This window comes from uncultured Proteiniphilum sp. (assembly GCF_937873925.1).
Lineage (GTDB): Bacteria > Bacteroidota > Bacteroidia > Bacteroidales > Dysgonomonadaceae > Proteiniphilum.
The window spans coordinates 1-15234 of record NZ_CALNAT010000243.1 but is presented as its reverse complement, the minus strand read 5'-3'; the positions used below and the strand labels follow the sequence as shown (position 1 = coordinate 15234).

Sequence of the window (15234 nt, the reverse complement as noted above, 5' to 3'; positions counted from 1 at the left end):
AGAGTGAAGAGTGAAGAGTGTATAAAGATAAAGGATAATGGGTAAAGGATGGCCGGTAGTACATAAATTCTGAAAACAGAACAAAACAATATATGAGTGAATATCTGAAAGCCGAACGAGCCCAGGAGTGGCGTGAGGCGCTACGTAAGTCGATAAAGAACAAAGACCGCACCACCATTCCCCGGGTGAAGATGCCCGAGGTGAATCCCAGCGTGCGCAGCCGTACCTATGATGAAGTGAATCTCGGGTTGACCCGTGAATTAGCTGTCAACGAGTCTCATCGATGCCTCGACTGTGTTGATCCCACCTGTATCACCGGATGTCCCGTGGAGATCAATATCCCCAAATTCATCAAGAACATCGAGCGGGGTGAATTTCTAGAAGCGGCTAAAACGCTAAAGGAAACCAGTGCCCTGCCGGCTGTCTGTGGGCGTGTATGCCCACAGGAACGTCAGTGCGAGAGCCAGTGTTTCTATACACTGAAACTAAAGAAAGAAGCTGTGGCTATCGGCCATCTGGAACGGTTTGCAGCCGATTACGAACGCATGAGCGGAAATATCTCCGTACCGGAGACTGCTCCCGCAAATGGTGTCAGGATTGCCGTGGTAGGTTCCGGACCTGCCGGACTGGCCTTCGCAGGCGATATGGTGAAGCAGGGATACGATGTCACCGTATTTGAAGCCCTCCATGAATTGGGAGGTGTACTCCGCTATGGCATTCCCGAGTTCCGTCTGCCTAACGATATTGTGGATATCGAGATCGATGGTCTGAAAAAGATGGGCGTAAAATTCGAGACCAACTGTATCGTGGGAAAGACCGTCTCTCAGGAAGATCTCAAAGCGGAGGGATTCAAAGGTATTTTCATAGGGAGTGGCGCCGGACTGCCCAATTTCATGAATATCCCCGGCGAAAATCTCATAGGAGTCATGTCTTGTAACGAGTACCTCACCCGCGTGAACCTCATGCAGGCAGCCGATCCGGAGAGCGACACCCCGGTTTACAAAGGGAAAAAAGTGGCCGTAGTCGGCGGCGGCAATACCGCTATGGATGCCGTTCGTACCGCACGTCGACTCGGAGCCGAGAGAGCTATGATCATCTATCGCCGCTCCGAAGAGGAGATGCCCGCCCGCGTAGAAGAGATAAAGCATGCCAAAGAGGAGGGGGTCGAATTCTACACGCTGCACAACCCACTCCGTTACGAAGGGGATGAACGCGGACACGTACAACGGATGCTGTTACAGCGCATGGAGCTGGGAGCACCCGATCAGTCCGGCCGTCGCCGTCCGGTAGCCCTTGAGGGTGATACGGTCTGGTTAGAAGTGGATGAGGTGATTGTGAGCGTGGGTGTCTCTCCCAACCCATTGATCCCACAAACTTTTACCGGGATGGAGGTCACGTCGTGGGGTACAATCGTAGTCAACAGCGACACCATGCAAACTGCTGACGAGATGATCTTTGCAGGCGGCGATATCGTGCGCGGAGGGGCGACCGTCATTCTTGCCATGGGCGATGGAAGAAAGGCCGCCAAAGCCATGGATCAATGGATCAATGTGTCAGTGAGTTAATATGCCAATGTGCCAATAGTTGACGTCTCGATTTGATGATTGATTGGATAATCTGTTAATCAGTATATCTAAGTATTATTTTTCACTTTTAGTTTTTAGTTATGAAGATACTGGCAGATGCACATATCCCCTATCTCAGGGGGGTCGCCGAACAGTTCGGCGAGGTGGAATACCTTCCGGGGAATCAATTCACCCGGGATGCAATTACGGAGAAAGATGCGCTTATCGTGCGTACGGTCACTCATTTCGGAGAAGAGATCCTCTCGGGAAGCCGGGTAAAACTGATCTGCTCCGCCACCATCGGATTTGATCATATCGACACGGCGTGGTGCGATGCTCACGGAGTTGCCTGGCGTACCGCGCCGGGCTGCAATGCCGCTTCGGTGGAACAGTATGTAACAGCCTCTTTGTTATATCTGGCTGAAAAATATCCATTCGACCTGAAAGAAAAAACCATTGGAATAGTGGGTGTGGGAAATGTAGGAAGCAAGGTAGGGGCTGCCTGTAGAAAGCTGGGGATGCGCGTACTGTTGAACGACCCTCCGAGACAAGAACGGGAAGGTGCTGGTCTATTTGTGGATATTGGAACCATACAACGGGAAGCCGATATCATCACCTTTCACACTCCGTTGACTAAAACAGGCGAACACAAAACGCATCATCTGGCGGATGATCGTTTCCTTGAATCAGTCGAAAAAAAACCATTCATCATCAACGCGGCACGCGGAGGTATCACCGATAACCAAGCATTAAAAAAAGCAATCCATACCGGAAATATTGCCGGAGTGGTAATCGATTGCTGGGAGAACGAACCGGAAATTGACAGGGAGTTGCTCCGAATGGCCCATATCGCTACGCCCCATATTGCAGGCTATAGCGCCGACGGCAAATGGACCGCCACAAAGATGAGCCTCGAAAATCTAAACAGATTCTTCAATATCGGTATTGAAGAACCACAGTATCAGGAGATAGCAATCCCTTCGGAACCGGTCATTGATCTCCAGGAAATCACCCCCGAATATCAACTTCCGCACGCCGTTTGGCACACTTATAACCCGTTGACGGAGACAACCGCTCTGAAATCTTCACCCGAAAAATTCTACTGGTTCCGTTCTAACTATCCGTTGCGGAGAGAGTATCCGGCTTACCGGATTCTTCATACGCATGCCACGGTTTTGAATACTTTGCTCAGCCTGGGGTTCCGGGAGAAATAAAGGTATGTTATTCAGATCTGATCATGCGATAATTAAATCTGCTGCCCCATAAATGTATGGCAGAACCCTCTAATAAAACCCATAAAAAAACCCGGCGCATTTGCATCGGGCTTTTTTAATAATGTATGTTTTTTTTCGCTTATTCCGCTTTTTCTTCTTTTTCTTCCTCGGCAGCAGGTTCTTCTTCAGCCGGTGCTTCGGGAGATTCTGTTTCCGGCTCTTCCTTGGCTGCAGGAGTCTCTTCCACTTCGGCTGAAGTCTCTTCCACTTCGGCTGAAGTCTCTTCCACTTCGGCTGAAGTCTCTTCAACCTTGGTCTCAACTGTGTCTTCAGCCGTGACTTCAACTGCCTCTTCAACCACTGTTTCACCTGTCTCTTCAACTGCTGATTCGACGGCCGGTTCGGTTACTGCAACCGCTTCTTCTACAGCCGGAACTTTTTCTGCAACCGGAACTACAGGAGCAGGTGCGTTGGCAGCCTCTTCTTCGGCCCTCTTCTTAGCCAAAGCTTCCGATCTTGTTTTGTTAACCTCTTTCTCAGCATCCAGACGAGCTTTTGCTTCGGCCCGCTTTTGTTCATCATCCTTGTCTTTGATTTTCTGGGTAAGCTGCGATTTCGAATTTTTCCATGCTTCGAATCTTTTTTCAACTTCCGCTTCATCAAAAGCGCCTTTTGTCACACCTCCGAGAAGATGTTTTTTCAATAATACACCCTCTTCCGATAAGATATTACGAACCGTGTCGGTGGGTTGTGCCCCTGTCTGCAGCCAATACAAAGCTCTGTCGAAATCTAAAGTGATCGTAGCAGGATTTGTGTTCGGATTGTATGAACCTATCCTCTCAATATACTTTCCATCTCGTGGTGCTCTGCTATCTGCAACAATAATCTGGTAGAAGGGATAATTTTTGCGTCCTCTTCTCTGTAACCGAAGTTTTGTTGCCATTTAGTAGTTTCTTTTAAAATTGATTTTTCGCATTTGCGGGTGCAAAGATAACCATTAATTCGATATCTTCAAAATCGATACAGGTCCGTTTTACACATAGATGCTAAAAAGAGAGTAAATATCTCAAATTTATCTGTACCGGTTTACTTTCTCCTCTGAAAAAACGACTGCTGAACCCCAATACCTTCATTGGCTTACTATTTTATCGGATAGCATTTTCTCCTCTCATTTTTATTTACAAATTACGAGAAAGGAAATTGTTGTAATCTCTGAACAAGTCCCTCATGAAATCGATCGTTTTTATTCTCCATTTTTCCGAAGATTTCAAAATCCTGCCCTGATCTTTGTCGAGGCTCACCTCGTCCGTGATCATCTCTTCGGCAGTATATCGTTGATCCTCTTCGTACTCATACCTGATCCTGATAATTGCCATATCAACAGCGCCGTCGGTGCAAGTTGTGTGAATGTAATAATTAATATCTGCCTGATCCAGTACCAGTAAAGCCGATTTAAAAACGAGTTTTTCGCGGCATCCACCGACAACGAGACCCTTCTCTTCCTCGAAAATCAATACCCTGCTCGAACGCTCTTCTTCCGGATTATCTCTCCCGTTGATCCATTCCCTGGTAAGGCGCATCAGTGAATCCCGGCTTATGTGCGGGGCACTGAAAGATTCACGGAAAACCACTGCTCCATCCTCCAGAGGAACGGCTCCTTTCAAATATTCTGACGCACCGTAATTCTGCGCCGGCAGAATACTTACCATGCAAAACAGGAGAACAGTGGTCACTAACAATAAATTAACGATACTTCTTTTCATCTTCTTACATATAAAAGTTGTGTTATCCTTATCTTTCAACGTAGCTGTAAGGCTTCCGGTATGCAGGAAACATAGAGGGACCGAAACGCATTACCTTCTTTATACCGGCAAAATTAATGATTCTTCCATTTTATTCCCGACAAAGATAAAAAAACAGATATTTATTTTGTCATATTTAATAACAAACTACCTAAAAAAGTGTTTATATTAAAAAAAGAATGTAGATTTGGCACTTATCACAAAATTCTGTATATTTGACAGTATAAACGGGATCAGAACTACCTGCTATATAAAAGCAATGACAATCTTTATTCTGTGGTTCTTTTTGCCATTTCTTTCTGTGTCCTGTCTCCGGCAATCAAATACCCGGTATCCGGCTCCATTGGAAGAAATCATAGACCTTTTTTTTATTGAAAATCAGAATGATAGCCTGTTACATTCAGACGATCCGGATCCGGCCCACCTGCCCGAAAATATCCGGTATGTATACAATATTTTCAAAGCTGCAGCCCTCAGTGAATCCGGAAGAGCCGACAGCGCCGAAATCATATTGCAGGGTATCCGTCCTGAAGTGTTACAGGCACGTGATCTCTACTACTATAAGGGTATCATGGCATTGACCCAATTCCGCTTGAATCATCTTCAACAGGCTTTTCAGACAGCTTCAGCAGTCGTGGAAAGTAAAGTGTACGATATGAGATGCCGCGCCCTGATTGAACGTGTAATGGCAAGGATCATGTATTATTACGAGAATTATGAGCACGCCATCGGTTTACTTCACCGGTCGGGTGAACATTACCGTGAAGCCGGATCAGACAAAAGTGTAGCGGTGAATCAAAAGTTCCTGGCAAGCTTCTATGCAGAGTTGGGTTCATTCGATGAAGCCCTGGAAAAAATCAATGAGGCGGAAACAACGTTGAAGAAGTACAATGATAAGGAAGAGCTCTACTACCTCTATATTGTAGCGCTAAAAACTAATCTGAATCTACGGCGGACAGACAGGGCACAATACTACGCAAAACTGGCGATGGAGACGGCAGACTTTACCCGTGATCCGCAAAAGCAGGCTTCCATCTACAATTATATGGGTACGATTGAAAGTTTGAAGGGAAACTACCCTGTCGCCATCGCATCATTCGAAAAAGTGGTCCGGATAGATGATAGTTTCTTTGGATCCAAAAGACATAAATCGGTAGCTCTCATCGGATTGGCTTCTGTTTACAATCAACTAGACAAGTACGAAGAAGCAAAAAAATATGCCATGCAGGCCATTGAAGTCATGAAAGATCACCGATGGGAAAATTTACAGTACGATGCTTACAGAGAATTGTCAAATGCATTTCTGACAACCGATCCGGTGAAAGCACAGCTACTTCTTGATTCGGCCCGGATCAACCAGAACAGGTATCACCAATTATCTGCAAAAGGAATTGTAAATTTCACGAACACACAAATTGAACTGGACAAAGCCGCCCGTAAAATAAATCAACTGCAGAGCGACAAAAGAAGAAACCGGCTCATATTTCATACTGCCCTCGGCTTATTGGTGATGGTCAATGTCCTATTTATCCTGGTCTACAATAAAAAAAAGAAAGTGAAAGAACCAAAATCCCCCGGCTCCATCGAGCGGAAAGAGTCTTTCCTCTTCAATGATTTCAAAGCCTGGTTAGAAGATGGCAAAAGATATCTGCAACCTGATCTCGATTTAAACAGGGTTGCCACGGAGATGGGTACCAACCGCAGCTACCTGTCGAAAGCTATCAATTCACAAGGGATGAGGTTCACGGAAATCGTCAACAGATACCGGATCCGTGAAGTGATCAGAATTTTTGAAAACAAGAATGATCCCAGATATCATCACAACATGGACGAATTAGTACTGGAAGTAGGTTTTCGCACAAAATCCGTATTTTTCGATTCCTTTCGTAAGGAAATGGGCATGACACCCCGTCAGTTCAGGGAGAAAATTCGGTATACAAAGCCTCCCGATAATAAAAATGCTCACAACAGCCAATCCGATACCACATAAATATCCTTTTAACGCAATAGCTGATTTCCTCAAAACTTAAGATCTGCAAGCCTATGATTGACAATCTCTACATTTTTTTAGCTACCGGAGGTTTCTGGACCACATTCGTACTCTCTCTGGTACTTGCTTTCGGTTCAACACCTCACGACAAGAACCTGCGTAATTACAACAGGGCAAAATATATCATGGCTTTTAGCTATTTGCTATTCACTATCTTCAGTATGTTTATAATGACCGGCAGATTACAGAAATTGGACCTCCCTTCCCTTAAAGCGTTAATTCTCATTTTCTCTGCCTTCCAACTGTTTCTGTTTACATATGTAAGCATAACCTTGCTTAATTACAAGCATTTATCGATTAAATTATTGATATACCAGTTGATCCCGGTGTTTATCCTTTCTCTGTTCAGTATATTATCGAATCTTTTGAATTGGGGTGAAAAAATAGCCAACATAGTCTTTTATAGTCTCTTATTTTTCTTTGTAATCGCCCTTCTGACCGTTACTTGCTTTTTCTTTGTCCAATACAGGAAATACCGGAAAAGAGTGGATAATTATTTTACCGGAGTGGGAACCGACCGCCTGAAATGGATACATACCTCTTCCCTATTCTTGTTGATTTGCGGCATAATCGTTACGATCGCCACCCTGACCCTTCCCATCCCGGAAGTTGCCGGACCCTTTCACATAGTGGTTATTCTTTTCTATATTGGCTACGCCGTTCACTTCCTCAATTACAAAAATATTTTCAACGTCATGAAACCGGTACTGGAAGAAGAAGAAGAAGAAGAAGAAGAAAAACCGGTAACCTCATCCTCCCTCACATTCTCCCAGATAGAAAGAGCCCTAGAAAGGTGGGAACAACAGAAGTTATTTACCAACCCGAAAATCACCATTGCCACAGTAGCATCACAAATTTACACCAACAGGTCATATCTGTCACAATACATCAACAGATCAAAACAAAAAACCTTCAATGAATGGATCAATGGGTTACGTATCGACGAGGCAAAACGGATAATGGCAACAAATAAAAATATGACAATTGAAGAGGTGAGCGAAAAGACAGGATATACCGACAAGAGCTATTTTAGTAAGTGCTTCGTAAGATATGTCGGGATGACAACTATGCAATGGAAAGACAAACACCTGTAAATAAACTATATTATAAAATTATATCTCCTTGAGGAATGGTATGATTTCATCAAAAAAAATAGGTTATTGTATTTTTTGAATTATTGTAAAATCAACAATGATATTTTGTCAATTTTACTATCTATTAACAAGCAACATCCATAACTTTACAGACATATTTATTATATATTTAAGACGAATAGCGATAAATTATACGCTCATTTTTACTAAAAAGATAATAGAGAAGGATTATCACCTTCTTTCAACATTTGATTATCACAGCAAATCAATGTTTGGCATCGGTATCCCTGCCGATGCCTTTTGCTTTTTCACCTTGTCAGAATCATCTTGCTAAAGTTACCCCTACAGTATACGTATCCCGAAACGGGATACGGAGAATGAAAATCTGTTTTAAATAAGGGAAACTTCTGTTTTACCTTGTCAGGGTCAAAAGATTTTATTACCTTGCCGTCGTAATGCAACGTAATCGGCCCGCACAGTTTCCCGCATAAAAGTGCCGGGCTTCCGACAGTGGAACCTACCGGTGTAGGGTACGGATCGCCTCCCGCCAATAGCTGTGGCTATGCGTAGGGGCGAAGTGAAGTAACTAATCATACTGAAAAACCATGAACGCGAACAAACCTTCAACCGGAACAGGGCGCTATATTCACCTGTTTCCCTTTGCGATGATCCTGCCCGGGCTGATTGCCTGCTTGGCCGGCGCCAACATTTCCCAAAGCTACTGGGATCTCTTCGGGCTGTTGATCATTGTTACTTTTGCCTGTATGTTGTCAGGCGGGCTGTTGGGTTTTCTGTTCGGGATTCCCAAACTGAACAGGAACTACAACCCGCAGGAGGATTATGACAGAAGCACAAAATATATGCCCAATACCAACCTGGAAGATGTATCGGACTGGCTTACCAAAATAATCATCGGGGTCACCCTTACACAATTAGGCAAGATACCCGGTTACCTGCAAAGCCTGGCCGATTATCTTATTGACAACAGTAGCCAAATGCTTCAGGTTGATTTTGCCAGACCGCTTCTAATTGCGCTGATCATCTATTCTCTCGTCGCCGGATTCATTATCGGTTATTTCTACACAAGGATTTATCTCCCGAACCTTTTCTCCCTAATGGAGGAGAACAGGAAACAAAAGGCTGAAATTAGTTTCTGGAGAGAAGAAGTACGGAAAAAAGAAAAAGAACTATGCAACCACCAAAACTCGGAAGACAAACCTTCCTGAAAGACAATATCGTATCGGCCGCCTCCCTGGAAAAATTCATCCGGGATATCTACGATAAAGAAGCGGATGATAATCCGCGTTATACCGGCCGTTATTTCCTGATCCTCGACAAAAACAGTAAAGAGATACTGGAAGTCATCCACCTGCTCGAAAAGAGATGGAAACTTTCCGTTGCCACTACGGCCGATTTTATCTCCGCACCATGGGATGAGAATAAATTGAAAGACGCCGATGCACTGGTCTTCAATGAACTGGGTATAGCACTGGTCGGCGTGGAAGAGGAAAAAGTGGAACAGATGGAATTATCCGGTACCGGCTTTTTGATTGTACCGGAGAAGGTAGTCTATATCCCCGATGAGCTTCCCACGGACAACGATAACAGCAACGGGGCAACCTGGGGAATACGTATCACGGAGGCGTTGCACTCTTCATATACCGGCACTGGTGTAAAGGTGGCGGTATTGGATACCGGCTTTGATATCGATCATCCCGATTTCAAAGGACGCGAGATTATCCCTATGTCGTTTGTTCCCGATGAGGCCATCGACGACCTCCACGGACATGGCACACATTGTATCGGCATCGCCTGCGGGTCGGCCGATCCGCAGGGAAAGCGTTACGGTGTGGCTACCCACGCGCATATCTACGCGGGAAAGGTGTTAAGTAACCAGGGGAGCGGTGCCCAGTCGTGGATATTGAATGGGATGACCTGGGCTGCCAATAACGGATGCAAAGTGCTCTCCATGTCCCTCGGCTCCCGGGTATCGGAAGGAGAAAGCTACGACATGGCCTATGAGCGGGCAGCCCGGTTCGTCCTTTCGAAAGGGACGTTGATCGTAGCTGCGGCAGGTAACGACAGCAGGCGTTCAAAGAACCGGTTCAGCCCCGTGGCAAGCCCGGCCGATTGCCCTTCCATTCTTGCCGTAGCCGCGATAGATTCGGACCTGCAGGTCGGCGATTTTTCGAACCGTGCCGTCAACCCCTCCGGATTGGTCGATATGGCTGCCCCCGGAGTAGAAGTCTACTCCTCCTGGCCCATGCCGGCAAGATACCGTACCATTTCGGGTACCAGTATGGCTACTCCTCATGTGGCCGGTATTGCAGCTCTCCTTTTCGAAAAATTTCCGAATGCTACCCCCGCGATGATTGAAAGCGAATTAAGAAAAAACGCCCTACCCCTTCCCTTACCGGCTGAAGATGTAGGCATAGGCCTCTCCATAGCCCCATAATTGAAAGAATATGCGACAAATCGTAATTACCATATCGGAAATCTATCTGGACCGACTGAGCGTTGTGGCGCAACAACTTCATCAGGAGGGGCTGATTATAACCCATCTCTATGAGTTCGGCGTTATCATCGGCGTAGCGGAGGACAACACCATCTCCAGAATACGTAATCACAAGGAGGTTGCCTCATTGGTAGAGGAAAAACAGGTGGATATTCCCCCACCCGGCAAGGAGATTCAATAAAACAGTGAAGATGTGTTGAGCAGAGAATCTATGGGGGAAATTCAGGTTACCCAAAGTCACTTCTTATATTGCCTGACACTATTCCTTTAGAATCTGTTATATATACTGTAATAACCAATTTATCACACGACCGGATAATGGCATGTTTCAGGTCAGACACTACGGCTATTTCGGAAATTACTTTTTACGATGATCAAAACCGGATTATCACCCCGGATCATATCGAATCGGATATTATCCCTTTTGACAAAGACGATACTCTCTCCTTTGTTTCGGATTTAATAATGGCTTCCGGCATAAGAGGGCTTAATAAAGAGAGGTCGATTGCGCAATCAGCAATGGGCAAAAAACAATCCTGCCAGTAGTGAAAGAATCTTTCTATACAAAGACGGCGAAGTCCTTTGGTATTAATCGACTTACAATCTCATAAGTCGGCAATTATTTATCAACTAACTAATATTCGAAATATAAAAGCATAACCCTATATAAAAATAAGGATAATCCTATGATTTTCAATATATTTAAAGCTAACAAAGATTGTAAATAGGTGAAAAGGATCAGCATACTTAACCAATCTAAGAGTATCAGTAATTATGTTCTCTCTTCCTGTCTGCCAATGCTTTTAATGTACATCCTGCTTATAGCAAAGAAATGTTTTTAGTATGATTGTATCTTCACCAATCGTTATTATATGCCTTTACTAACCGATCCGTCCTCGCTCGTCGCCTTTCGTTTCTCGCATAGGTTGGGTCAAAATTTCTACCATTTGGCACGACGAGCATTCCCGGTGCGGATGTATTGCCGGATTAGTATAAATACGCCACGGTTTTCCGACTATCACATGCTCTGCCGAGCCAATCAGACGCATATGAATGGGCGACGAATTGGTGGGAGCAATCATCTCTTTGATGGGTGACGAATTGGTAGGATAATTCTGCATATGGATTTTCATCACCTCTTGCCTTCGCATAATAAGAATACAGTCGGCTTTTGTGGGAAGTTTGGTAAAAGGAGAGACTTTTAGTACATCTTCTTTTTGCATTTGCTGTTCTATTTGAAACGGTTAGTTCTGAATAAGTGGCATACCAGAAGTTATAATCGACTTCCTGATTCGCTCTTTGAGTATATCTTTTATTTCCTGGCCATTCATAGTAGATGTCCAGGAGATAAATAAAAGAGAAAATAGTAAAAAAGCCTTGAAACATTTCATTTAACTATCAAACCTCGACTTATCAATATCTTTTCTTTCTTTTCTCGAATAAGCACCAAAACAATAGGAGAATGTTGATTTAAAGAATGGAGTATCGACAAATTCATGTATTCTAAAGTTCTGGTTGTCGTGTTTAATTATCAATATTTGTTTAATTTTCGATTGTAAACTACAATTCTATAGCGAATTTATAGATACTTGTATCTGCTTCATCATCTGAAAAAAGCCCCAGAAAGTATCTATCATAAGGTTCAACATCAAAAGCAACAAGTGGCTGGTCTGCCTGAATTGTTGAGACATGGTTCAAATCCCAATCAAAAACAAATATTTTTGAATTTTTTCTTTTGTCTTTATCAAGACCTATTTCACTCCGGTTCCACAAGCAATAGAAATAATTATCAGATCCCACCACGTTTAGAAAGAACAACTCTGCACCATCCGAAAATTTGAGTAGTTCGAAATCCTCAATAACCGGTTCAATGGCTTCTTTTCCGATTTGTATATCTTTAAGAATATTACCGTTAAAATCGAAAGCGACTATTCTATTGAAATATGTCAACGCACTAACAACTATGCCTTTCTCTTTATTGGCCAGAATGGTATTTCTGTATAGAGGGGTAACATCCTCATCATATTTTTTCCTGGTTTCAGGATAATAAGGTATCCATTCCTTAATAATGGACGTTTGTTTATTCCATTTAAAATAGAGGCCTTTATTAAAATGTTCAAGACCATTTGCGAAGTAAAGAGTGTCAGAAATTTTATTCATGCTGATACTTGGCCAAAGAGAATCCGGCATCATTTCTTTTTCCATCGTATACCGATTTTTCTCAAAATTATACCCAATATGCATAAGGCTCATCCTATTTAGGTCTAGAAGTTCGACATCACCTTTTCTTGAAAGATTCTTCAGAAAGAGCGGAAAGTCAATACCTTCTGGCCCCTGGTCCCTATCTCCCAGTTCTGCGACACGTTCAAAGTTTTTTAATGATAAGGCTGTGATTGGACTATCATTTCTTTGGGATGTAAGAAAGACAAGAGAGTCCGTGATATACATATCAAAAAATTGCATCAGATCTTCTTTGAAAACCAATTCCCCCGCACTGAATACTGTTTCTTTTTCATCTATTATCTGAATTAAATGCCTGGTCGTTTCTTTTTTATCTTTACAAGAAAAGACAAAACAAAAAAGGATGAGAAGTATAATAGATAGTATATTTAATTTCATAATGAATTTGTATTTATAATAAGATTAAGGGTATCTCAAAATAATACTCAGTTCCGTTTATGCTTCCAACTATAAAACAAAGGGGGTTCGCCTTTGTTGAAAATAGTTCGGTTGAAAAAATCTTTACAGATTGATAATCCGAGAATTAAAATCATTTAAAAACAGATACTGGGGCTCTTATTTTGCGACACCCTTATCAATTAAGCATAATTAATTAGTTGATTTTCTACTAATAACGAGTACAAGTAGAACTACTACCTCAATTTTTGCAAATAGCATAGGAACAACCTTGGCAGCGCCACATAAAAGTCCCGCTAAAAACATCATCTGCGAGATCTGCATAATTACAACTAATAGTAATCTGAAAGACCAACATTACTTTTCATACTTTGATTCACTCCGTAACCTGCGGGGTTAGTAGAAGTGCAAGGGCAAATATACCCGATAAAAGTTTCTTTCTCATGATCAAATGTTTTAATAAATTAATAAATAGTTATTTGCGATTCCTCCCTGATAAGGAATTTTTTCATGCCTTCTCTTGGTTAACTCATTTATAACTCATTTCTAATAACTTGTTGAAAAATAATGGATTGTTTATGTCACTAATTTTATCACGCCGAACGATTTATCAGGATTTTTTATAAAAAACTTGATAACTGCAGATTTAACTTACACAAGAGAATATGGATTGGATAAAGAAATAGTATTTGCATCGTCTGGCCCTAATTTGTTGCGAAAACTCACGAAGTTGGTTTTACAAGGGAAATTACGTAAGCTGGCATCGCGTATTTATACAGCCAATATAAAGGATTCTCCGGAATATATTATCCGTCGCAATTTTTTTGAGATTTTGGCGTGGCGTTACCCCAATTCCGTCATTTCGCACCGTAGTGCCATAGAACTTCGTCCCACCGAAAATGGACACTTTTATTTGACATCATCATTTAATCGCCGTGTAACAGATTTACCCGGAATAACGGTCAATATATATAAAGGCCATCCCCCCCACACCAATGATGCTCCACACAATGGATTGTATATTGCTTCCGAATACAGGTATATACTCGAAAATTTACAACCATCCCGAAGAAATATTGATGGAGAAGAAAAAACCTTGCCACAATCAGCCATTGAAGAACGGTTGGAGCGAATGGTACTACTCGGGGGAGAAAAACGGTTGAACGAATTCCGGGACAAAGCCCGTGAAGTTGCCAAAGATCTGGCGATGCAATCAGAATTTGAAAAATTAACCAATATTATCTCCGCTCTACCCAATACACACAGTAGTGGCATTCTGGAAAGTGAGAAAGCAAAAGCACGAGCTACAGGTAGTCCTTTTGATGAAAATCGGATAGAACTTTTTGAATCACTGTTTGATAATTTAAAGGAACGTTTTTTCATAGAACGTAGAGACCGGAATACAGATGAAGAATCATTCCGTATGTTTTCTTTTTTTGAGAGTTATTTTTCCAACTATATTGAAGGAACAAAATTTGAAGTAGCAATAGCTAAAAAGATTGTCGATACAGGCGTTACCATTCCAAAAAGATTCGAAGACTCCCACGATATATTGGGTACTTTTGCAATACTCTCCAATCGTCATGAAATGGAAAAAACACCACAAACTGTGGATGAGTTATTTGCACTACTTAAACACCGTCACACTATAATGATGTCCGCACGTCCCGACCGTAAGCCGGGAGTTTTCAAAGATGTAAACAACCAGGCAGGAAATACTGTTTTTGTCGATTCCCAGTTAGTAGAGGGCACTTTACGATATGGATTTCGTTACTTTCAATTATTGAAAGAACCATTGGCTAAAGCTATATATATGATGTTTATGATTAGTGAAGTACACCCGTTCATAGATGGTAACGGACGCGTTGCCCGTATAATGATGAATGCTGAACTCGTCAAAGGAGAACAATCCCGAATTATCATTCCAACTGTTTTTCGAGAAGACTATCTATTAGCTTTACGAAAACTATCCCGCAAAAAAGAGCCGGACACTTATATTCGTGTAATGGAGAAATTACATCATTTTAGTGATAATCTTTACGGGCAGAATTTTGACGAACTGAACAGTTATCTTCAATCTACAAACGCTTATGAAGAACCGACTGAAGGCAAATTAAAATTGATAGATCGAAGTATCTCTTCGAAATCTACAGGTAATTTGTTCTCATAATTAAGTGTTACATATCATCACATCGTTGACAAACCTTATAGGGTGTGCGCCTTGTAAATGAGGCAAAAATATCAAGAGATCATTGAGATATTTCATTTTAAGACAAGGGCATCACAAATTCAAAATAGTGGTAAACTACTTATTTGTGTTTTACAGCTAACAGATGTTTATCTATTTGAACAATAGC

At 42.4% G+C, this 15234-nt stretch carries 12 protein-coding genes and 1 pseudogene; 9 read left to right on the top strand and 4 right to left on the bottom strand.

The annotated features are described in order from the left end of the window. Window positions 1-92: 92 nt before the first annotated feature. The gene (gltA, locus tag Q0502_RS17250) at window positions 93-1565 is read left to right on the top strand and encodes an NADPH-dependent glutamate synthase (RefSeq protein WP_298653548.1); all 1473 of its coding nucleotides are present in this window, start codon (window positions 93-95) and stop codon (window positions 1563-1565) included. Between the two features lie 101 nt (window positions 1566-1666). Beyond that, on the top strand, window positions 1667-2779 hold the full coding sequence (gene pdxB / locus Q0502_RS17245) for a 4-phosphoerythronate dehydrogenase PdxB (RefSeq protein ID WP_298653546.1): 1113 nt from the start codon (window positions 1667-1669) through the stop codon (window positions 2777-2779). Between the two features lie 376 nt (window positions 2780-3155). Here the strand turns inward: pdxB and Q0502_RS17240 are convergent. Both Q0502_RS17240 and Q0502_RS17235 read right to left on the bottom strand, forming a co-directional pair. Continuing rightward, window positions 3156-3722 (bottom strand): annotated as a pseudogene (locus Q0502_RS17240) (30S ribosomal protein S16); the annotation flags it as partial. 235 nt (window positions 3723-3957) lie between these two features. After that, on the bottom strand, window positions 3958-4542 hold the full coding sequence (locus Q0502_RS17235) for a DUF4468 domain-containing protein (RefSeq protein WP_298653544.1): 585 nt from the start codon (window positions 4540-4542) through the stop codon (window positions 3958-3960). 298 nt (window positions 4543-4840) lie between these two features. Here Q0502_RS17235 and Q0502_RS17230 point away from each other — a divergent pair, with 298 nt between their 5' ends. The 6 genes from Q0502_RS17230 to Q0502_RS17205 all read left to right on the top strand — a co-directional run bounded on the left by Q0502_RS17230 (window position 4841) and on the right by Q0502_RS17205 (window position 10786). Next, a complete protein-coding gene (locus Q0502_RS17230) occupies window positions 4841-6571 on the top strand; it encodes a tetratricopeptide repeat protein (RefSeq protein ID WP_298653542.1) in 1731 nt (576 codons plus the stop codon). A gap of 53 nt (window positions 6572-6624) precedes the next feature. After that, window positions 6625-7725, top strand: coding sequence for a helix-turn-helix domain-containing protein (locus Q0502_RS17225; RefSeq protein WP_298653540.1), 1101 nt, complete (start codon window positions 6625-6627; stop codon window positions 7723-7725). 605 nt (window positions 7726-8330) lie between these two features. Beyond that, on the top strand, window positions 8331-8951 hold the full coding sequence (locus Q0502_RS17220) for a hypothetical protein (protein WP_298653538.1): 621 nt from the start codon (window positions 8331-8333) through the stop codon (window positions 8949-8951). Next, the gene (locus Q0502_RS17215) at window positions 8915-10180 is read left to right on the top strand and encodes a S8 family serine peptidase (protein WP_298653536.1); all 1266 of its coding nucleotides are present in this window, start codon (window positions 8915-8917) and stop codon (window positions 10178-10180) included. Before Q0502_RS17220 ends, Q0502_RS17215 begins: the two co-directional genes overlap by 37 nt. 10 nt (window positions 10181-10190) lie before the next feature. After that, entirely contained in the window at window positions 10191-10421 is a 231-nt protein-coding gene (locus tag Q0502_RS17210) for a hypothetical protein (RefSeq protein WP_298653534.1), read from the top strand. Window positions 10422-10558: 137 nt separating this feature from the next. Then, window positions 10559-10786, top strand: a complete 228-nt coding sequence (locus Q0502_RS17205) for a hypothetical protein (protein WP_298653532.1) — start codon at window positions 10559-10561, stop codon at window positions 10784-10786. Between the two features lie 335 nt (window positions 10787-11121). Here Q0502_RS17205 and Q0502_RS17200 read toward each other — a convergent pair whose 3' ends face one another. Further along, window positions 11122-11463, bottom strand: a complete 342-nt coding sequence (locus Q0502_RS17200) for a hypothetical protein (RefSeq protein ID WP_298653530.1) — start codon at window positions 11461-11463, stop codon at window positions 11122-11124. 337 nt (window positions 11464-11800) lie between these two features. Continuing rightward, window positions 11801-12859, bottom strand: coding sequence for a BF3164 family lipoprotein (locus tag Q0502_RS17195; protein ID WP_298653528.1), 1059 nt, complete (start codon window positions 12857-12859; stop codon window positions 11801-11803). Between the two features lie 649 nt (window positions 12860-13508). Here Q0502_RS17195 and Q0502_RS17190 point away from each other — a divergent pair. After that, the gene (locus Q0502_RS17190; protein WP_298653526.1) at window positions 13509-15047 is read left to right on the top strand and encodes a Fic family protein; all 1539 of its coding nucleotides are present in this window, start codon (window positions 13509-13511) and stop codon (window positions 15045-15047) included. The last annotated feature ends 187 nt before the right edge of the window (window positions 15048-15234 follow it).